At 50.2% G+C, this 20500-nt stretch carries 20 protein-coding genes; 9 read left to right on the top strand and 11 right to left on the bottom strand.

What is annotated here, in order from left to right; translation table 11 throughout:
* Positions 1–34: 34 nt before the first annotated feature.
* Positions 35–547, top strand: coding sequence for a hypothetical protein (locus tag ACN0IC_RS11715; protein WP_416878967.1), 513 nt, complete (start codon positions 35–37; stop codon positions 545–547).
* A gap of 153 nt (positions 548–700) precedes the next feature.
* Here the strand turns inward: ACN0IC_RS11715 and ACN0IC_RS11710 are convergent, their stop codons facing one another.
* Together ACN0IC_RS11710 and ACN0IC_RS11705 are read right to left on the bottom strand one after the other, a co-directional pair.
* Complete coding sequence (locus ACN0IC_RS11710; RefSeq protein ID WP_416878966.1) at positions 701–1027, bottom strand: hypothetical protein; 327 nt, start codon at positions 1025–1027, stop codon at positions 701–703.
* Positions 1028–2575: a DUF4331 domain-containing protein gene (locus ACN0IC_RS11705; protein WP_416878965.1), complete on the bottom strand. Its 1548-nt coding sequence runs from the start codon at positions 2573–2575 to the stop codon at positions 1028–1030.
* Positions 2576–2820: 245 nt separating this feature from the next.
* Here ACN0IC_RS11705 and ACN0IC_RS11700 point away from each other — a divergent pair, with 245 nt between their 5' ends.
* Positions 2821–3396: an RNA polymerase sigma factor gene (locus ACN0IC_RS11700; protein WP_416878964.1), complete on the top strand. Its 576-nt coding sequence runs from the start codon at positions 2821–2823 to the stop codon at positions 3394–3396.
* A 42-nt stretch (positions 3397–3438) separates the two neighbouring features.
* Here ACN0IC_RS11700 and ACN0IC_RS11695 read toward each other — a convergent pair whose 3' ends face one another.
* The gene (locus ACN0IC_RS11695; RefSeq protein ID WP_416878963.1) at positions 3439–4158 is read right to left on the bottom strand and encodes an anti-sigma factor domain-containing protein; all 720 of its coding nucleotides are present in this window, start codon (positions 4156–4158) and stop codon (positions 3439–3441) included.
* Positions 4158–4589, bottom strand: a complete 432-nt coding sequence (locus tag ACN0IC_RS11690) for a hypothetical protein (protein ID WP_416878962.1) — start codon at positions 4587–4589, stop codon at positions 4158–4160. Before ACN0IC_RS11690 ends, ACN0IC_RS11695 begins: the two co-directional genes overlap by 1 nt.
* A gap of 365 nt (positions 4590–4954) precedes the next feature.
* On the opposite strand from ACN0IC_RS11690, the gene purT reads away from it, so the two are divergent.
* Positions 4955–6142, top strand: coding sequence for a formate-dependent phosphoribosylglycinamide formyltransferase (purT, locus tag ACN0IC_RS11685; protein ID WP_416878961.1), 1188 nt, complete (start codon positions 4955–4957; stop codon positions 6140–6142).
* Position 6143: 1 nt separating this feature from the next.
* Here the strand turns inward: purT and ACN0IC_RS11680 are convergent, their stop codons facing one another.
* Positions 6144–7535: a hypothetical protein gene (locus ACN0IC_RS11680; RefSeq protein ID WP_416878960.1), complete on the bottom strand. Its 1392-nt coding sequence runs from the start codon at positions 7533–7535 to the stop codon at positions 6144–6146.
* Between the two features lie 133 nt (positions 7536–7668).
* Between ACN0IC_RS11680 and ACN0IC_RS11675 the strand changes: the two genes are divergently transcribed.
* A complete protein-coding gene (locus ACN0IC_RS11675; protein ID WP_416878959.1) occupies positions 7669–8610 on the top strand; it encodes a carbon-nitrogen hydrolase family protein in 942 nt (313 codons plus the stop codon).
* Here ACN0IC_RS11675 and ACN0IC_RS11670 read toward each other — a convergent pair.
* The 4 genes from ACN0IC_RS11670 to ACN0IC_RS11655 all read right to left on the bottom strand — a co-directional run bounded on the left by ACN0IC_RS11670 (position 8570) and on the right by ACN0IC_RS11655 (position 12219).
* The gene (locus ACN0IC_RS11670; RefSeq protein ID WP_416879007.1) at positions 8570–8890 is read right to left on the bottom strand and encodes a carboxylesterase family protein; all 321 of its coding nucleotides are present in this window, start codon (positions 8888–8890) and stop codon (positions 8570–8572) included. The two genes, ACN0IC_RS11675 and ACN0IC_RS11670, sit on opposite strands and share 41 nt — an antisense overlap.
* Positions 8865–10301: a carboxylesterase/lipase family protein gene (locus ACN0IC_RS11665; RefSeq protein ID WP_416878958.1), complete on the bottom strand. Its 1437-nt coding sequence runs from the start codon at positions 10299–10301 to the stop codon at positions 8865–8867. Before ACN0IC_RS11665 ends, ACN0IC_RS11670 begins: the two co-directional genes overlap by 26 nt.
* Positions 10302–10328: 27 nt before the next feature.
* Positions 10329–11243 (bottom strand): formylglycine-generating enzyme family protein, encoded by a 915-nt coding sequence (locus ACN0IC_RS11660; RefSeq protein WP_416878957.1) that lies wholly within the window; start codon positions 11241–11243, stop codon positions 10329–10331.
* 148 nt (positions 11244–11391) lie between these two features.
* Positions 11392–12219 (bottom strand): class II aldolase/adducin family protein, encoded by an 828-nt coding sequence (locus ACN0IC_RS11655; protein WP_416878956.1) that lies wholly within the window; start codon positions 12217–12219, stop codon positions 11392–11394.
* Between the two features lie 85 nt (positions 12220–12304).
* Between ACN0IC_RS11655 and ACN0IC_RS11650 the strand changes: the two genes are divergently transcribed.
* The gene (locus ACN0IC_RS11650) at positions 12305–13288 is read left to right on the top strand and encodes an aldose epimerase family protein (protein WP_416878955.1); all 984 of its coding nucleotides are present in this window, start codon (positions 12305–12307) and stop codon (positions 13286–13288) included.
* Here the strand turns inward: ACN0IC_RS11650 and ald are convergent.
* Entirely contained in the window at positions 13274–14386 is a 1113-nt protein-coding gene (ald, locus tag ACN0IC_RS11645) for an alanine dehydrogenase (protein WP_416878954.1), read from the bottom strand. The two genes, ACN0IC_RS11650 and ald, sit on opposite strands and share 15 nt — an antisense overlap.
* 120 nt (positions 14387–14506) lie before the next feature.
* Here ald and ACN0IC_RS11640 point away from each other — a divergent pair, with 120 nt between their 5' ends.
* Both ACN0IC_RS11640 and ACN0IC_RS11635 read left to right on the top strand, forming a co-directional pair.
* Complete coding sequence (locus ACN0IC_RS11640; protein WP_416878953.1) at positions 14507–14983, top strand: Lrp/AsnC family transcriptional regulator; 477 nt, start codon at positions 14507–14509, stop codon at positions 14981–14983.
* 206 nt (positions 14984–15189) lie between these two features.
* Positions 15190–17550: an LPS-assembly protein LptD gene (locus ACN0IC_RS11635; RefSeq protein ID WP_416878952.1), complete on the top strand. Its 2361-nt coding sequence runs from the start codon at positions 15190–15192 to the stop codon at positions 17548–17550.
* Positions 17551–17576: 26 nt separating this feature from the next.
* Here ACN0IC_RS11635 and ACN0IC_RS11630 read toward each other — a convergent pair whose 3' ends face one another.
* Positions 17577–18359, bottom strand: a complete 783-nt coding sequence (locus ACN0IC_RS11630) for a ferredoxin--NADP reductase (RefSeq protein WP_416878951.1) — start codon at positions 18357–18359, stop codon at positions 17577–17579.
* A 200-nt stretch (positions 18360–18559) separates the two neighbouring features.
* Between ACN0IC_RS11630 and ACN0IC_RS11625 the strand changes: the two genes are divergently transcribed.
* Both ACN0IC_RS11625 and ACN0IC_RS11620 read left to right on the top strand, forming a co-directional pair.
* On the top strand, positions 18560–19849 hold the full coding sequence (locus tag ACN0IC_RS11625; RefSeq protein WP_416878950.1) for a methylmalonyl-CoA mutase family protein: 1290 nt from the start codon (positions 18560–18562) through the stop codon (positions 19847–19849).
* A partial coding sequence (locus ACN0IC_RS11620; RefSeq protein ID WP_416878949.1) for a methylmalonyl-CoA mutase family protein occupies positions 19846–20500 on the top strand: 655 nt, incomplete at its 3' end. The genes ACN0IC_RS11625 and ACN0IC_RS11620, both read left to right, overlap by 4 nt.

Below are 20500 nucleotides of genomic sequence, written 5' to 3'. Positions count from 1 at the left end.
CCTTCACAGAAATGCATTTTAGATAAGAAGCTCAATGATGAAATTAATAGCTAAAACCTTCACTGTCGCGGCTTTGGGATTTTTTTCGGGCACAGCCCTGGCACTGGCGCTCCCCTCCCATGCCGCGGCGCAATCACAGCAAAGCTCTGCCTCTGCCAGCACGCCTTCTGTTCCGAGCGAAGCAGTTCTAGCCCGGCTCGTCTGGTCCACAATGATCGCTTTGGACAATGCCAATAGAACAGGGAATTATTCCGTATTATACGCCTTAGGGTCTCCCACCTTCAAACAGCAGAACTCTCCTCAACAACTCTTCGGAAATTTCGCGTCCTTGCGTCAAAACCGTATTGATGTTGGCCGCACGATTTTCTTAAGCCCAACTTACTATATCCCGCCGGCCATATTGCCGGATGGAAGTCTACGGCTTCGGGGTGGCTTCGAGGATCGGGCAAAGTCGGTCCGCTTTGACCTTATTTATTCAAATTCAGGCGGAGGGTGGCAGATAAGCGCGATATCAGTCGTCGAAATGGCGGCCTCCTCACCCAGATAACGGCACACTTCCCAGATAGTCATATAGTAGTGTACCCCGCTGCTTCCAAGTCATCGATCCCTTTAATAGCCTCTGACCGCAAACAGATCATGGGCATCAACCATAAAAAAAGCCGCCCGGAAGGCGGCTCTTAAATTCAGTATTTAGCAGTTCTCAAGGAGCCGTAATCGTAATCGGCTCGGCTGTCTTATCCAGAGGGATGATATCTCCATCCACAGGATCCACGGCCGGATCAAAAGGTCCCTGATTAAAGGCTGCCGCAAATCCAGCACCTGCCTGTGATTGCGGCGTCCCCGCTGGCGGCGGAGGCGGCGGCGGAGGCGGCGGCGGTGGCGGCGGTGGCGGTGGCGGTGGCGGTGGCGGAATCTCACCTGTGGGTGGAGGGGTAAAGTTGTTATCCCCTCCTCCGCAAGCGGAGAGCGCGAACGCTGCAACACTCGCCATCAAAATGATTTTGACAGTATTAGTTGGCGTTTTCATCTAGCCCTCCCCTCCAGCGTTATTTGGAGATCCAGGATATGGTGTGTTCAAATACGGAAACTCGTTTTGAACATCCGTTGCCGAAATTGGCGCACCGTCTGTGAAAGGCTGGTCTCCGACGGGTGCATCTTCCGGCTCACAAAAGCCCAGGTTAGTTGGCGTACCATTGACCGGAATTTCATAGCAAAGTGCTCCCATGGCTACGCGGAGTTCAATATCCACAACATCATCGCCCGGACGACGTCCGTTCGGGAAGCCGGCCAAGTCATCGCCTGCAACGCCAAGATTGCTCTGAGCGGCCTGTGGCGTCGGCGCAATGTTAGTATTCAATCGCATCATTTCAGATGGGGTCACGGTAGCCTGTTGATTGACACCTTCAAATCCAGTCAAAAACGCTGCAACCAAATCTGTCCGCGGTATGTTTGACGGAGCAATATTGCCATCAGCGCCAAGTGCGTCCCGGAACAAAATATCGATTAGAGCCGGGAACGTCGGATTGGTAACAAAATCGGCAGCTTGCGCATCATCTTTTGGCTCAGAGGCATTGAAAAGGTCTTTGATCGGAAGTCCGATAACAATTTCATTTACCAATGGCGCAGAAAGCCGTGAGACTTGCACGAATGCACCGCCATGTAGCTCAGGATTTTCATATGTTGGTGTCGGATCCTGTAAAGTTGCCTGTGGAACACTGGCTGTCGTCCAGGCACCAATCACGCCGTTACCGTTTCCGGTCACGCAATCAATTGGCACTTCCAATGCAAAAGAAGTTACATTCGAGTCGGCTAGCTCATTATTTTCTTCGCTTTGCTCAATCGAACCTTCTAGAGGAACGAGATTAACCAAATCAAAGACTTCGCCCAAATTCACGGCAAAAGCTTCTGCGCGTTGGCCGACAAATACGCGGCCCGCTGTAGAGCAGCCCGGTAAAGTAACGTCATACATATACTGGTCTGCATAAGCCTCATAATCAGGCAGTGTTTTATTACCCACATTGTCCAAAGGCTTAACAAAAGTCTGATCTAATGTTGTGCGTGTTCCGGATTTCCGGTCACCTGTTACAACTGTCAATTCATACGTTTCGTTTTCTGCCAGATTTGAACTATCGCCTGCTGTGACCGGACCAGCATAACGCAGAGGAATGGGCAAGGTTTTATCGCCGATGTCCAAAGTTATGCCTTGGCCGTCATTGACGAGGCTGTTGTCGAAATCGAAAGAATAAGTGATGTCCTCTACGGCATCCCCATCATTATCAATATGAATTTCATAAATCGCATCCGGATCCATGGTAAAGTAATTGGGTCCGCCATATGGAGCCTGCAATGGCTGATAATTGGCGATAAATGTTACAAATCCTTCGCGTCCAGGCTCATAGCTGCGGAACATGTAAAAGTCGGTCCCGTCAACTTTTGGCGTTTCCGTGATGGCTGGCGCTTCTCGATGGCTGGAGGCCCAACTAGGGGCGACACCCGCACCGACAACGGCCATAACACTACCCGCCAATAGCAGGTTTCGAAGGGGCTTGGAGTTTGATTTCATAAGTTTTGGCATTCTTGGTCCTCAATTTTACTATACAGCTGCCATTTTCAGCGAACGCACAGGCCCACAAAGATTAACTGTAAGGGGTTGGTGGTGTTTCAGTTACGAGCCCATTTCCGGAATGGGTGCATAAAAATCGAGAAATTCCGAACTTTTATAGAAAAAAGGATGGATTCTTGACTTTTCCGCTTAATTTTGCGGAACTTATGAAGATATCAGGCTTTGAATAGTTTAATCTCAACCAAAGGATCGGGGCCTTGGACACCTTCAACGAAGAAAATTTGATATTGGCGGAATGCCTATCCAAATGTGCCCAAGGCGATCATAAAGCTTTCGAGCAAATTTACACGCTGACTTCTGGAAAATTGAATGCCATTTTGTGCGGTATGGTTCAGGATGAAACTCTCGCCCATGATATTCTACAACATGCCTATATTTCCATTTGGAAGAATTCAGCCTCTTACGATCCGAGTAAGGGAAAGGCTTTCACCTGGATACTTGTCATAACTCGAAATAGAGCCATTGATCAGTTGAGAAAACTCAAAAGAAGGCCAGACACGACAGAGTTGATTGAAACGCTTCCCGATAAAACAGCAAAATCCGACTCCGCCGCAAAATCCATGTTATTGAAACGCTTTCTTGACCCGCACCTCGACAATTTACCCCCAGATATGTCCAGAGCGATAATCTTGAATATTGTACACGGATTAAGCTCACGCGAAATCGCAGAGACGATCGGTGTTTCTCCGAACACCGTCAAAAGCTGGATCAGGCGCGGCCTGAAAAAACTACGCTCGCAAATCAATATGTCAGATTTGAACGCCTTGCTTTAAACCTTATTCGGCGCATTTCAAAAGCGCGACAGAAACCAGGGTTTAAATCGTACCGATCGCGCCTGTGTATAAAACGGGGCCTTCCGGGCCAGCAGATTTCGAACCGCCTTTTTGCTCCAGGCTAATAGCGAGAATATCTGTTCCGTCCTGAAGATTTTCCGGCACGGCAAATGAGACTGATTGGTCTTCATTGGCCTCTTCCATGACGCCAAGAGAAACCGGCCCGTCCTTACCTTCGCGGATAAGCCAAAGCTGTAAATCTCCATCTTCCGGAACATTTACATTGGAAAGTTTCGCAACAATTTCATGTGTCTCCGGATTATAAATGATGGCCACAAGTGGAGGGCTTTCCTCTCCGGAGAGCAGTGCCATCATCCGGCTCTGGTCGGAAACAGGCTCCGCGGGAGAGGGGCCTATGAAATGCGACCCAATCGCCAAAATAGCAATAACCGAGGCCGCAGCCGCCAACGCTTTCCATCGTCCTGCGTAATTGTCATTCATCGCCTCAACGATTTTATGCGCGCTTTCGGAGTTATCCGACATAATTTCAGCCATGATACTATCATAAAGGTCTGGCGGAGGCGTTCGGTGGACAGAGTCTGTGTTTAAAGGAGAGAGCCAGACTTCAATATCGCGTACAGTTTCTCTAAAGCCTGCCTCCTCGGCGTAAGCTTTCCTGTATAAATCAATCTGGCTCGCGCTAGCCTGCCCGGTAAGATAGGCAATCGCCAAAGCCTCATTATGTTTTTTCGTGTCGGTCACTATCCAACTCGCTTGATTTTGTGATTTATATTTTCAAGAGTGCGCGAAATTTGTTCTTCGCTTTGATTATGTTTTGACGCTATTTCCGAAACAGGGTCCCCTTGTAGATAGGCTTGCCTGAAAAGTATTTTTTCATCCTCGGACAAACTGACTGTTGAATAGTCTGAATCTTTTCCAACGCCATTATTTTTGGATATCGCAGGTGTGCCGTTCAGAATGGCGCTCTTGGTTTTATAATCCATAGCATATCTGTGCGCCGTTGCTCTTAACCAATCCAAAGGATCCAGAGCCTTTTTCTGAAACTCATCTTTTTGATCCCACAGGCGGCAATAGACAGCTTTCAGAACATGCGAGGCTTTTTTGTCATCATTAACAACCTGATAAATCAGCCCGTAAAGATGTGAAGATGTCAGATTATATATATCTGACATAACCGTTTTCCCTTCTGTCCTGAGCCGGACGCATAATTTAGACAAGTCTTCGCGCATTAATTATGTCTCAGCGGTGTTTTTCTTTAAATAAGTAAGAATCATAAACCCTTGTAAGATTTTAATCTGCGTTAAACTATTAATAGATACGCAGATTCCTTCAAACTGGGTGCATCTGTCATCAACTATGCTGTATTATCCCGTTCTTGCCCATTATAAACCGATCTCTCTTAGATAAGCACAGATTATAGAGAGTCCAGAGGGACGGATGTCACGTCTCTGTGTAAACTTTTCACCTTGCCCATTCAGTTTACCTGACACACTTTGTCAAAGATAATGCCATCACTTCTCAAGAAAGAGGTTTGAAAATGACGACCATCGGTACAGCCCTTCGGCCTTCGGCAACAAAAGTTATTTTACTTGGCTCTGGTGAGCTTGGAAAAGAAGTGGCGATCGAACTTCAGCGCCTCGGTATCGAAGTTATCGCGGTAGATAGATATGCCGACGCACCTGCCATGCAGATATCCCACCGTTCACATGTGATGAATATGACCGACGGGGAAGCCTTGCGGTTAGTGATCGAAGCCGAAAACCCGGATCTGATAGTTCCTGAAATAGAAGCGATTGCGACAGACACGCTTTGCGAGTTAGAAGCAGAAGGGTTTACCATTATTCCAACCGCGAAGGCGGCTCAACTGACCATGAATCGGGAAGGCATTCGCCGACTGGCAGCAGAAGAGCTGGGGCTGAACACATCGCCTTATCGTTTCGCCGATACCGAGAGCGGAATGAGAAAGGCGGCGTTAGATATTGGTCTGCCTTGCGTCGTAAAACCTGTGATGAGCAGTTCCGGAAAAGGTCAAAGTACGGCCCAGGATGAAGACGACTTAGAAAAAGTCTGGCACTATTCTCAGGAGGGCGGGCGGACGGGAGCGTCCCGAATAATTATCGAAGGGTTTGTAGAGTTTGACTATGAAATAACGCTTCTGACCGTTCGGCATAAAAACGGCACATCCTTCTGCGCGCCTATCGGGCATTTGCAAGAGGACGGAGATTACCGGGAAAGCTGGCAGCCTCAGAAAATGAGTGAGGCGGCGCTTGATGCAGCGCAAGCCATGGCCAAAAAAGTTACGGACGCCCTTGGAGGGTACGGCCTTTTCGGAGTTGAATTATTTGTCAGAGGAGATGAGGTAATTTTTTCTGAAATTTCTCCCCGCCCTCATGACACAGGCTTAGTGACGCTGATAAGTCAGGACCTTTCTGAATTTGCCTTGCATGTTAGAGCTATTCTTGGTCTCCCAATCCCAGGCATTAGAGAATTTGGGCCTTCTGCCTCTGCCGTTATTATGGGACAGGGCCGCTCAGACAATTTGTCTTTCCAAGGTCTTGAGGGCGCGCTTTCTGATCCCGACACGCAAATTCGACTGTTTGGAAAACCGGAAATAAATGGATCACGACGCCTGGGCGTCGCTTTGGCCCGCGGCGAAACCATTGAGGCGGCCAGAGAAAAGGCCCGTACATCCGCACAGGCCATCAAAATTAATTATAATAGTTAAATCAAATACTGAGACGAGTGATATTCAACCGATTCGCAATATCACTAAACGCCCCTTTTAATTCTTCTGCATTTCTCGCATCAAAATAATTGCCTTTTTCCGACGCGCAGGACTTGAGAAGTTTTTCTATCTCGCCACGGCCTGCGCCCATACGATATCCGACCGTATAGATTTGTATGCCGTCTTTTTTTGCCGCTTCACAAAGATTGGCTGTTCGTTCATTTGCGGCTTTTTTATCTCTCCCGCTATGAGTAATCTGCCCTTTGTTTTGGGAGAGCGTATTTTCCCCGTCTGTCATAACCACCATGGCATTTACAGGGTCATTACTTTTTTTCTTATAGCTTCTGCGAATTTCAGTCAGAGGCGCATCTTTTTGAAGAGCACGCCACCCCCAAACAACACCGGACGGCAGATAAGTCTCGCCTTTTACCTCTAGGTCATCAATCGTCCGTTCAACTTTTTTCAAATTTTTGACCAAAGGCAGCATTTCCGTACCGCAACGTTCATTCATTATGCCGGGAATGCGGCGAGAGGCGTAAGGCGCTCGTTCATTATAAGGGGACTGGCGAGAGCCTACACACCCATACCAAGTATAATTGGTTTGACGCATGCTGCAGACTCGATTGCCTGTATATTCATATTCTCCTTTTGTGCACTCTCTCTCTTCTATTCGCCGTTTGCCTCGATATTGCCCATCAACAATGATGTCTTCTGTGCGATACCGTCCGGTTCCCCGACATTTACTGGGTTTGATGGTTCTTCGTTCATTATAACAATACTCATATTCCCGCGACGTACCGTCTTGAGAAGTATCAATCCATTGCGCGTTTTTATTTTTTAGTCCTACATTTACGTACTTGCCGAATGGGATAACGGCCATGCGAACAGACGCCTCGGAGTCGCCCATAATCTTGACCATTTCTTTGGCCGCGACCTTCAAATCCCTGATATTGTCGCCATACATGGAATCCGTTGTATCCAAAACTAGCGCCAAATTAATTGGGGTCGACTTTGAGAGCGGCGCTCCGGCATCGGCTTTGATTTCAACTCTGTCTTTCCCGACCATACCCATGAGGATCGTTTCATAATCGGTCGAGGCCTCGACATAGACGACATCATTTTTAAGGCGAACCTTGGCTTTGATAGGCCAATTTTGAGTATTATGTTGCGCGATGACCTTATCTACCATGTCCTGCATATCCTTACGGCGTCCATCTTTGATTTGGGCCGCCGCGAGCGTTGCATTATCGACCATGTCTTGAAGGCTTTGCTGCTTTTTCGTGGCAGAGGTAAAATCGACAGCGGCCCCGACAGCCAGTAAAACAACGGAGAGGGCAATAGCGCCCATCATAGCAAAATTGCCGGAGTTTGATTGAAAATATTGCCTTAACATACCACTTCCCTTTGCCCACTATTTGAAGCTCACTCCCATAAGCTGGCGGAAATTAGCAAATTTGTCTTAGGAATGGCTTTTGAGTTATGGTTAAAGTGGGTTTAACGACTTTCCTCAATTGCAAGAGCTATACATGTTGAAATTGGCGCTTCCCCAACTCTCCCCGGTTTGGCTTAATCGCGAAGGCAGCCTGTCCTCTGTCTTAGAGGCCATTCAAAAAGCCTCTAAGGAAAAGGCCGACCTCATTGTCTTTTCGGAAGGCTTTGTCCCGGGTTATCCTTTCTGGCTCGACGGGACAGGTGGCGCCGCTTTTGACAATCCGAAACAGAAAGAAATTTTTGCCCATTATGCCAATCAGGCTGTGACCATTGAGGACGGACATCTCGACGGGGTCTGCTCGGCTTTGAAAACGGCGGGGGTGGCCGCCTATCTTGGCATTATCGAACGTCCTCGTGATCGCTCCGGCCATTCGCTTTACTGTAGCTATGTCTATATAAATAAAGAGGGAATTATTTGTTCAGTTCATAGAAAACTTCAGCCAACCTACGAAGAAAGACTGGTTTGGAGTCCCGGGGACGGCGCGGGTCTTGTCACTCATAAGCTGGGCGATTTTACGGTCGGCGGCCTGAATTGTTGGGAAAACTGGATGCCGCTCACGCGCGCGGCGTTTTATGGTCAGGGCGAAGACCTTCACATTGCCTGCTGGCCTGGGAATATGAGAAACACCGAGGACTTAACGCCTGTTCTGGCCAAAGAAGGCCGGAGCTATTGCGTCTCTGTTGGCTCAGTCATGACTCCCGATTGTGTCGAAGACGACACGCCCTTTGCGGAAGAGATCAGAGCCTCACTCGGAGATATGCCAGCAGATGGAGGCTCCTGTGTCGCCGCACCTGACGGTAGCTGGGTCTTGCCTCCGTTAAAAGCCGAAACCGGGATTCGCTATTGCGAATTGGACCCGGCGAAGATCCGGCAGGAGCGCCAAAACTTTGATCCTGCGGGCCATTATTCGCGCCCGGACGTCACTCAATTAAGAGTTAATCGACAGCGTCAATCGACGGTGAGGTTTGAGGACTGAGCGCCTCAAGTCCCGAAAGCTTTTTTATAAGCCCGGTTTCCAGCGCGTCGATTTTGTTCTGCCTTACATCTGTCTTCATACCTGTCTGACCCTCAACGGCATTGGCAGAAAACTCCATCCAAATTCGGTCTTGATGTCGGTCCCAGTGCGGTAGGTTTTCGTTGTTTGGGTTTCCTGTTCTGGCAAAATTTGTCCAATAAGATGTCATCAATTCTGAAAGATGTTTATCTTCATCCGTATATCCAAAGCCGTCTCTAAGAGCGCCGAATACAAATGGAATTTCGGCAGAGTGATAATCCTAGGGTTTGATCTTCACTCGAAGGAATACGGCTAAAGAAATAGACATAACTCGGGCTGGATAAGGTTTCATTGCCGCGGGCCGCATAACGTATATTTACGCCAAAAATATCATCCCCCATCATTTGGGTTCCGCCTTCAACAAAATCTTCGTCTAAATTATACAACGCCTGAAGTATTTTCCCTTGCTCAGGATAGACTTCGTTAAGTTTGGCAATTTGTGCTTGCGAGTCCTGTCTGGGGAAACCCTCTATCCAGACGGAAGGTTCAGGGTCATCCGGAAAAAACAATGTCGCCTCATCCGCATTATACCCGGCGATAAAGGGAACGGAATTAATCTCCCCGCTCCGGAAGGCCTCGCCCACATTTTTCGGAAAGACATAGCCATCACGGATATGGTGAAAAGCCTCGTCCGAATTTTCTGGAAGATTTCCCATGATTTGCTTTGCCGGAACGGCTCTTAGGTCCGAAGCGCTCGGCTCACTAAGTCCAACGGACTGCGCTACTTTTCGCCCCATGAAATACCCGCTTGGCCATCCGGCCCCTTCGCCTGACATCTGCCCCAGATGATAGGTCGAGGCGCCGCTCTGGGCGATGGCTTTGTCAAAAAGCCCTTTCGCAAGCGGGCTAGCCATAAGTTCTGTCACAGACCACGCTCCGGCGCTTTCGCCGAAAATTGTCACATTGTCTGGATCTCCGCCATAGGCTGAAATATTATCTCTCACCCACTTTAAGGCCGCCATCTGATCCAGCGTGCCGTAATTACCGGAGACGCCGTTCGGATCCGCTTCTGAAAGGGCCGGATGCGCCATATACCCAAACACGCCGAGACGGTAATTGATTGTGACCAAAACCACGTCTTTTTTAACAAGGCCGTTGGACTGATAGAAAGAGGTGTCGCCGGAGCCGAATTGATGACCGCCGCCATGTATCCAAACCATGACGGGATTATTCTCTTCGCCTGAGACGTTTCCTGTGCGCACATTCAGATACAGGCAGTTTTCGCTCATAGGCGAGGGGTCTTGGGATGCGACCACGCGTTTAACAAACCACGTTTTTATAGCCCCGAATCCTTGCCCCTCTAAAAGACGGTTTATAAACCCGTCCTCCGTTAGAGCAGGCTGCATACAACGATTTCCAAATTGCGCCGCATCGCGCGTTTCTACCCAATTGGGGGCGGATTCCGGCGCGGCCCAGCGCAGATGACCAATCGGCGGGGCGGCATATGGAATTCCATTAAACGTATAAATACCCGCATCTTCAGTGGTGATCCCTTGAACCGGCCCTTGGGGCGTTTCAATAAGAGCGTTGGAAGAAGGTTGAGGGGCTTTTCCGCCGCATGAGGCAAGACCTAAACTCGTAAATAATAAAACCGCCGATTTAAAGAGTTTCATACTCTGCCTTCCCCTACAGCCCGCAACCTAATTCTCTATGGTTCGCGCAAGTCTGAATCCATAATCATCATATCTGTAATCGGTTGTGTAACGCAGACGTTTGGACGCCCGCATCTGATAGCCATGGGTCACCCAGGAACCGCCGCGCATAATCCTGAACTTACAGTCCCCGTCGAGCCGGGCACTCCCATCAACCGGAGCCCCGACATGGCTCGGATTCCAACAATCCTGCACCCATTCATAGACATTGCCATGAATGTCATAGACACCGAATTTATTGGCGGCAAAGCTGCCCACGGGCAGAGTTTTCCGGCGATATTGGCCTTTGGGGGCGTCGCCATAAGGATGTTCGCCATTAAAGTTTGCTTGCGCGGCAGAAATAGACGTTCCGGTTGAAAAAGGCTCTTTGGTTTGTCCCCGCGCCACATATTCCCATTCTGCTTCTGTCGGGAGGCGATAACGATAGCCCGTCGTCCGGTTTAACCAGTCAATATAGCTCTGCGCGTCATTCCAGCTGATATAGATAGCCGGACGGTTCCCCCGCCCCCATCCACCGTCTTTTGGGCGATACCCACGACACCCGCCTCCCGCCACACATTTGCGCCAGTCATTAAAAGTGATTTCGTATTTTCCGATCTCGAAGGTATAATCTATCGTTACTTTGTGACGCGGACCTTCATTATTATCGCGCCGCACTTCATCTTCCGGGCTGCCCATCATGAAGCTGCCGGGCGGAATGACCGCCATATTGCGCGAGGCCGGAGACGGCTTGGAATGATCAATAATCCGGGGACGCGGACGCTTTACGGGCTTGGGCTTAGGCGGCTTGGCGTCAAAGGTTTCGTAATGAACGGCTGTACGGGAGGCCGGATCAACGGCGCATTCTGTTGGGAGAACGAAACTCGCCCCCGATAAATATAAAGCGCAAATTTCTGAAATCATAAACTTGTCTGTCCCTTTTGGTCATTCCCCCAGACCTGTTTTTTCGATCTCTATCATGTATTGACCCAAAGTCTTTAGATTTAATTCGGACGATTACAGCCAAAACCCAGACAGATAGAGCCAGAATTTGACTACTCAGGTGTATTTCCTAGTGGTCATACCCCGGATTTGCCCTCTGCAACTTCCGCATTAATCCCGGCCAGACCAGATTGTCGCCCATACCCGGCACGAAAGCGGCTGACCCCTGTTGATAAACTTTTTGCCCCATTGTTTCAGGCTCTTCATGCAGGGCGTCCTCAGATCCAACGGATTGCGCGAGAATTTGGGTCTTGCAGGCATTTTCCAGGAAATACATACGTAGAAAAGCCGTGCCGCAGGTTTTACCCAATGTCAGGGTTCCGTGATTTCGTAAGAGCATAAGAGATTTATCCCCTAGATCTTTAACAATACGTTCGCGCTCCTCCAGTTCCAGCGCAATGCCTTCATAGTCATGATAAGCCAGATCATGCTGAACCTGCATGGAAAACTGGGTGTAGCGGCGCAGGCCTTTTTTCTGAACGCTTACGGCTATGCCATAAGGTGTGTGGACGTGGATGACGCATCCGGCATCTTCTCGCGCCATATGAACGGCGGAGTGGATAGTGAAACCGGCCGGATTGACAAAATACGGCGTGTCCTGACAGATTTTTCCGTCCAGATCGATTTTAACAAGAGCGCTAGCGGTCATTTCGTCAAACATGACGCCGTAAGGATTAATCAGGAAACGCTCTTCCCCGTCCTCATCCGGAAGGCGAACGGAAATATGGGTAAACACAAGGTCTGACCACCCATGAAGCGCGCAAAGCCGGTAGGTCGCCGCCAGTTGCTTTCTAAGTGTCCATTCCGCTTCGGAGACCTTTCCTTCCAATCTCGGAACTTCTGTCGGGTCCGGGATCATGAAACCGGAACTGGCATTGACGGCGCTTTGCGTATTCATAAGTCTGTCCTCGCTAAATTAGAATTTAATATGCGGCATCACGCCCCGTCTTGGCAAGCGGGAGCGCAGAGCTTAAGGCAGACGCATGATACCTATTCAAAGATTTGGCACATTACCGGACGGGGACGACGTTGAAAGTTTTACATTAAAAACGTCGACTGGCTTTACCGCAACCCTGCTGAGTTACGGCGCAACATTGCAGTCTTTCTGCCTCCCTGACGGGACAGATATCGTTTTGGGATTTGATAATCTAGACGACTATCTTGCGCCTCATCCTTATTTTGGCGCCGCGATTGGACGGGTCGCCAACCGCATTGAGAAAGCCAGATTTTCACTGGACGGAAAAAACATTTCTGTCAGCGCCAATGAAAATAAAAACACCCTCCACAGCGGCCCCGTCGGATTTGACCGGGTTAATTGGGAGGGCCGGGTTGAAGGATCTTCTGTTGTTTTTCGTCATATCAGCCCGGACGGATTCCAAGGCTACCCCGGAAATGTGACAGCCGATTTTCGATATGCTCTGGAAAAAGACGGCCTTCGCCTTGATATGTCAGCCAAAACGGATGCGTCGACGCCTATCAGCCTGACGGGACACAGCTATTTCAATCTGGGCGGAGGGCGCGTTCCTGAGCACGGCCTGACGACTGAAGCGACGCATTATTTTGAAACAGATGGGCAAGGCATTAATCATGGCAACGCACGTCCAATAGAAGGCTCGGAATTGGAACTCGGGGCATCAGCGAAAATAGGGTCGACAGAAATTGACCATCATTTTGTGGTGCCGGGAACCGGAATGCGCCCAATGGTCACCTTGAGTTCGCCGGACGGCCTGCGGCGTCTAAAAATACTTTCGGATCTTCCCGGGCTTCAAATCTATACAGGCCATAAGTTAGGCCAAATCAAGGGAAAGCGGAAAGATACCTATACAAACGGGGCAGGAATCGCGTTTGAACCGCAATTCCCGCCCAATATTGTTAACCTGCCCGCTCTGGGCGATATTATCTTAAGGCCCGGCCAAAGCTGGGCCTTTACTATTCTCTATAAAATAGAAAATTTAGACGCAGCTTGAAGCCGGAACCCAGTCAAGGCCCTGCGCTTCGGCAACGGCTTCAATTGTCAATTTGCCTTCGCAAACATTCAGGCCGTTTAACAGATGCGGGTCAGACGCCAGCGCCTCTTTCCATCCGTATCGAGCCAGACGCTTGGCATGTACCAAAGTCGCGGCGTTGAGCGCGTAAGTTGACGTGCGGGCCACAGCCCCCGGCATATTCGCCACACAGTAGTGCACAACGCCGTCGACAATATAAGTCGGGTCATCATGAGTGGTCGCGCGGGAGCTCTCAAAACACCCGCCCTGGTCAATCGCCACATCCACGAGAACGGCCCCGTCCAGCATTGTCGACAAATGCTCACGCGTCACCAGCTTAGGCGCAGAGGCGCCCGGAATCAGGACCGCTCCGACAACCAGATCTGCAGTTGTCAAAAGCTCGTCCAGAACGGCAGGCGTCGACCGAACGATTTTTGCTTTATTTCCGAAATAATAGGACAGCTCTTCCATACGCGTATTACTACGATCCAGAATAGTCACATCCGCCTGCATACCCACGGCCATTTGCGCCGCATTAAAGCCGACATCCCCGCCGCCGATAATCACGACTTTGGCCGGAGCTGTCCCGGGAACGCCGCCGAGCAAAACGCCGCGACCGCCGCCGTCTTTTTGCAGAGCTTTCGCGCCGACCTGAATGGAGAGACGACCCGCGACTTGGCTCATCGGGCGCAAAAGAGGCAAAAAGCCACGATCGTCCGTAACCGTTTCATAGGCAATACAAACAGAACCACTCTCAATCAGGTCCTTTGTCTGGGGCGCGTCGGGTGCCAAGTGAAGGAATGTATAGAGGATCTGGCCTTCGCGGAGCATAGCGCGTTCATTGGCTTGCGGCTCTTTGACCTTGATAATCATTTCGGCAGTTTCGAAGATTTCTTTGGCGGTCTGGGCAATAGTGGCGCCTGCAGCCATATATTCTTCGTCCGAAGCGCCAATTCCGGCCCCGGCCTGTGTTTCCATGACGACGGTTTGACCGTCTTGAACAAGCTCGGCCACCGATTCCGGCGTCAGGCCGACGCGGTATTCGTGATTTTTAATTTCCTTAGGGACGCCAATATGCATTTATCTACTCCATTTGTCTCTTGGTCGGGAATTAACAGACGCCCTTTCGATAAATTATCTAATTTTATTCGGTATTGTGACCAATATTAGAATAATATACGAAGAATAGATGATATATCTGTGTTTCAAATCATGATTGATGATATTGATCGGAAAATCCTAGCCCTTCTGCAAAAAGATTGTCGCCGGTCTATTGCGGATATTGGCGAGTCCGTTGGTCTTTCCGCCTCCGCCTGTCATCGCCGCATCGGTATTTTAGAAAAGACCGGTGTTATTGAACATTACTCGGCGCGACTGAACGGAGAAAAGCTGGGCTTCAACATGACGTTTTATGTGGAAGTCACGCTTGAAGGTCAGAGCGAAGCTATTCTCTCCGCATTCGAAAAAGCCGCGCTCGCTAGACCGGAAGTACTTGAATGCCATCTTATGACAGGCATGGCAGATTACCTCATCAAGGTCGCCGCCCCTGACACGAAAGAATATGAAAGACTGTATCGCCGCGTCATCGCTGCCTTGCCCCATGTCAGCCGCATTCAGTCCTCTCTCGTAATGAAAACCGTTAAAAGGTGGAGTGGGTATCCACCAAGGAAAACTTAAGGCCATTCAGACTATGCCGAAACCCACATGACATTCAGATGGCAGAAAATTCACTCAATATAGTGAAAAAAATCAGGCTTTTGCATAGACCGTGACGAGGCGATTGGGTAAGGCGAAGAAGAAAGGCGACGCTTCGCCTTTTTTAAAGAAACGCAAATGGAACTGACAGGGGACAGATGACACAGCCACGGCCACAGACTTCCCGTTTGCGATCAGCTGCTCTTCTGAGAACCAGCGCTGTTGCCGCAGCTCTTTTTGTTACCGGGGCGGCCCTCCCTGCTTTCGCTCAGATCGGGGTCAGCGAAACGGCAGCCGGTACCAACCGTCCTTTGCAACTCGCTCCTGACAGCCCTTACCGAGACCCGGATCTGATTTATCTGGAAGCCAACAGTCTTACGAATGATGAAAAAGCTAATATTCTCACCGTATCCGGCGAGGTCGAAGGGCGATATCAAGACAGGACCCTACGCGCCGAAACAGTGGTTTATGATCTGAATACAGGCGAAATCGTGGCGACTGGCAATGTTATCTTGATCGATGCAACAGGCTCCACTCAATATGCTGACAAGCTTGAACTTTCCGATGAGTTAGAGGCTGGTACTGCGACCAATTACACAGGCCGCATCGAAGGAGGCGGCGTGGTTGGCGCGCGGTTTGTCAATCGCAACACCAAAGAAGAATTTGAATTCTATAACGCCTATTATACGGCCTGTGAGCTTTGCCGGGATGCAGACGGAGATGTTGAAACCCCCTCATGGAGATTACGGGCCAAACGAGTCCGGCAGGACAAAGATACCCGCACCATCCGGTATAATGATGCGGTCTTGGAGCTTCTGGGCGTACCCGTGCTTTACACACCTTATCTTGCGCACCCGGATCCAAGCGCCGAAAGAGCCAGCGGCTTCCTAACCCCTTTCGTCGGGCTGGCCAGTGACAAAGGTTTTACGCTTGAAGCTCCCTATTACTGGGCCATTGATGACTACACCGAGGCAACGATAACGCCCCGCGTCTTTTCCAAAGTAAATCCCTTGATGGAATATCAATTCGCGCGTCTGTTTAATACTGGCCGCGTGGATGTTGAGGGTAGCTTTACCTATGGAAGCATATTTGACCGTGACGGCAATGCTTTTGACGATCCAAACCGCTTTTTCGACCCCAGCACCGCTCCAACAGGTAAACGCTGGCGCTCCCATATCTTTGCGGACGGCTATTTCGAACCAACGGATTTCTGGACATATGGCTTTGGGGTGCAGCTGGCGACGGATGATAACTATCTGAACCGTTATGATTTAAACGAACGTCCGGGTACGCGCGGCGTTTATGATTCCGAGAGCCGCCGCAACACGTCGCAAGCCTATCTCGTGGGGCAAGACGATGATATGCGGTTTAGCGTCTCTACTGTTGGGTTTCAGGACCTGCGAAGCCGCATTGTCGAACTTGGCAATGACCAACTTCGTCTTTTTGAAGACAATGACGACGCGCTTCCTATCGTAGCGCCGAAAATAGAGTTGGAAAAATATATCGCCGACCCGGTTCTGGATGGACGGCTCAAACTCTTCGGAGATACGACCTGGCTTACGCGGCAAGAGGGCACCAATTACGGCCGAGGTACGATTGGCCTTGATTATTCTCGCACCTGGATTGCGCCGGGCGGTATAGAGGTTCAGCCTTTCGCCAATGCAAGGTTCGATTATTACGAAATAGAGCCTGAAGGCAGTGAGACAAATGAATTCAACCGCACTTTGGGCCAAGTCGGTGTGGACGCGCGTTATCCTTTTATTCGGTCTGATGGAAATGTAACCTGGATTCTTGAGCCCCGAGTTCAAGTGACACAAAATTTCGGCGATGCGAAACTGGATCAGTTTACTACCCTTGATTCCAATGGCTTTACGGTTGACCTCGCTCAGGACGGGACTGACATAGATCTCGATCAAGCGCTATTCTGGCAGTCTAACAAGGCTGCAGGTTACGATCTTTGGGAAGACGGCCTACGGGCCGATGTCGGCGCCTCTGTCAGTGCAAATTGGAACGATAACCGCGCACAGCTTTTTGTCGGGCAGAGCTATACCACTGACACCAACACGGAATTTGACGCAAGTTCTGGATTGCGGGACGACAATTCGGATCTTGTCGGGCTATTCGAACTTGATTTGGGACAGCGCTTTTCGTCTCAGACACGGGTGCGATTTGACGAAGATTCTTCCAGCTTCCGTAGAATCGACTCGTCCTTTCGGTATCGCGACAAAAGGTTCGATCTGTCTACACGCTATTACCGCATCGACAGTGCCAGCAACCCTCTCCTCGCCATCAATAATGCGCCTTCCGAAGAAGTCTCCGGTGCACTGGGTGTAAAAATCACGGATAAGTGGAGAACCCGCTACACAGGCTATTACGACATCGACAGCAATAATCTGCGTCGCCAGAGCCTCTCATTGACCTATCAGGATGACTGCACTCTGATTGAATTGACCTATAACAGAGAAAATCTGGCCAATGACGCCATTCGCGATTCGTCGGGCTTTGGCATCCGCATCGCCCTGTTAACTTTAGGCGATAGCGGCAATTAGAATTTAAGAGTCGTCGCGCGGGTAGCTTAACCCACAAATGATTTTTCAACGACAAATTCGGCCGGCTGGGAATTTGAGCCTTCTTTCAGGCCAAATCCCTCCACGAGCTTCGCCGTATCATCAATCATATCTTTGGAACCGCAGATCATAACGCGATCTTCTTCGGGATTAAGGGGCGGAACGCCTGCATTTGTGAACAAATCCCCTGATTCAATCAAAGTCGTAATTCGGCCTTTCAGCGGGTAATCTTCACGTGTGAGGGAGGTCAGATGTAAAAGCTTGTCCCCGATCATTTCGCCGACGAGCGGGTCATCTTTCAAGCTTTCGACAAGGCGCAAACCATAAGACAGCTCCGCGCGTTGACGGCAGGTATGGGTCAAAATCACTTGATCGTAACGCTCATAGGTTTCCGGATCGCGAACGAGAGAGGCAAATGGCGCAATCCCCGTCCCTGTTGAGAACATATAAAGACGCTTTCCGGGGAGGAGTGCGTCCAGAACCAAAGTTCCGACAGGTTTGCGGCCTAATAATACCGTATCACCCTTTTTTATCTTCTGAAGGCGTGAGGTCAGAGGGCCGTCAGGGACTTTGATAGAGAAAAACTCCAGACTTTCGTCCCAGCTGGGCGATGCGACAGAATAAGCCCGCATAATAGGACGTTTCTGGCTCGGTAAAGCCGGCAGTCCGATCATAATGAACTCACCTGAGCGAAAACGGAAGGATTTGGGACGCGAGATATTGAAGCTGAAAAGACGATCCGTATAGTGCTCAACATCAATGACGGTTTCTTCTGTGGGAGCGTTTGACATACATCTATCCAAAAGCGTGTGTGTTGTAATCAAGCCGCCCTATAGGCGGGGTAGTGCTGAAAGGCAACATTCTATATAAGAAACATGTGTTCTATACACAGAACGACAGAATTTCGAATTTCTGGTCTGGAATACAGCTCAGCTCTGGCTTTGCCTGCGCTCTGAACATAGACTGAAGTTTCATTTTAAATAAGTTGGTTATGTCTGATCTCTCAATAAACAATGACTTCGAATCCCTCTCACGCGAAGACTGGATGACGCGCGTTCAAAAAGGGCTAAAGGGCGCTGAATTTGAAAGCCTTATCAAAAAAACGGATGATGACCTGATACGTGGTCCTTTCTTTAGCGAAAAGGACAGGCCGGAGAAAACGGCCGCGCAACTACGTTTGAAATCCCCGCTCCTCGAAGAACGGGCTTGGCATATGTGCTCGCCTGTCCGTGACCCGGACATTCAATTCGCCAACAAACAGCTATTAGCCGATCTCGAAGGCGGCGCGAGCGCTCTGGATATCAGCCTCTCAAGGGACGGAATAAACCTAGTCAGTCGGGCTGACTTGAAACGCCTCTTGGAAGGGGTCTGGCTCAACCTTGTGCCTTTACGGTTTCTCATAACATCAAGCCCCGTGGAGACGATTGACCTTATAAAATCCTACTCTCCTTTATCTGAATCGGTCGTGAATTTAGGACTGGATCCCGTGTCTATGGCTCTGTCCGGCGCGGCCTCCGAAATTATTTCTCTGAAAAGCGCGTTGAAAGACTTGCCGGCGTCCTGGACGGCGCTCTGCATTAACGCCGCCTCTATACATGATCAGGGCGGAACCGAGGCTCAGGAACTTAGCGTCATGGCGGCGAGCGCCGCTCACTATTGGCGCCAATACGGCCCTAAGACGAAACTCTCCATATGCCTCGCAGCGGATCGGGACGGGCATCTGGGCATTGCAAAAATCAGAGCGGCCAGACAAATTCTCATCCGCATCGCCGAGGTTTTCGGCGCAGACGCAAATATTCCACTACACGCCGTCACAAGCCTTCGTATGATGCAGACCGTGGACCCTTGGACAAATTTGCTGCGCGTTATGGCGGCCGGGTTCGGCGCGGTTTGCGGGGGGGCGGATTATTTGACCTTGCGGCCCTTTACGGACGCGCCGTCCGACAGACCGCGCTTGGCCACGCCATTTAGCTATCGCATTTCGCGCAATATGCAGCTGATGATGATGGAAGAGAGCCACCTCGGACAGGTCAATGACCCCGCCCATGGCAGTTATTTCCACGAAGCTCTCACGCAAAAGATCGCGGAGACCGCATGGACAGAGTTTCAGGCAATAGAGTCCGGCGGCGGCATCGAAGAGGTCATCGCTTCGGGAACTCTCCAAAAGTCTATTGCGGCGGCAAAATCCGACCGCGACGCGAAAAACGACCCTATTCTGGGCGTCACCTTGCACCGGGCAGAAGAAACAAAACCGGCAAAATTACGGGAGGCCGCCAAATGACTCATCCCGATTTTTCGAAAATTGATCTAGGGCATTCCTCCTCCAAACCCGGCGGCGGTCAGGATTGGTTGTCACCCGAAGGTATCCCCATAAAAGCCCATTACTCCGCTTCGGATGTTGAGGGCTTACCTAATCTCGACACGATGCCCGGCTCGGAGCCTTATATTCGCGGACCTTACCCGACCATGTATGTCCAGCGGCCTTGGACGATCCGTCAATATGCCGGATTCTCGACCGCAGAAGACTCCAACGCATTTTACCGCCGTAACCTTGCCGCCGGACAGAAAGGCCTCTCTGTCGCTTTCGACCTAGCCACCCATCGCGGATATGATTCCGATCACCCCCGCGTGCCGGGTGATGTCGGCATGGCGGGCGTCGCCATTGACAGTCTTTACGACATGCGGGTTCTTTTTGATCAAATCCCGCTTGATAAAATGTCTGTCTCCATGACGATGAACGGCGCGGTTTTGCCGGTTTTGGCGCTCTATGTCGCTGCAGCCGAAGAACAAGGCGTCAAACAGGAACAGCTTTCCGGCACAATCCAGAATGATATTTTAAAAGAGTTTATGGTGCGGAATACTTATATTTATCCGCCCAAGCCCAGTATGCGAATTATCGGAGACATCTTCTCGCATACGTCCACTCATATGC

This window comes from Litorimonas sp. (assembly GCA_029936425.1).
Lineage (GTDB): Bacteria > Pseudomonadota > Alphaproteobacteria > Caulobacterales > Maricaulaceae > Litorimonas.
This window is presented reverse-complemented; position numbering and strand designations above follow the sequence as displayed.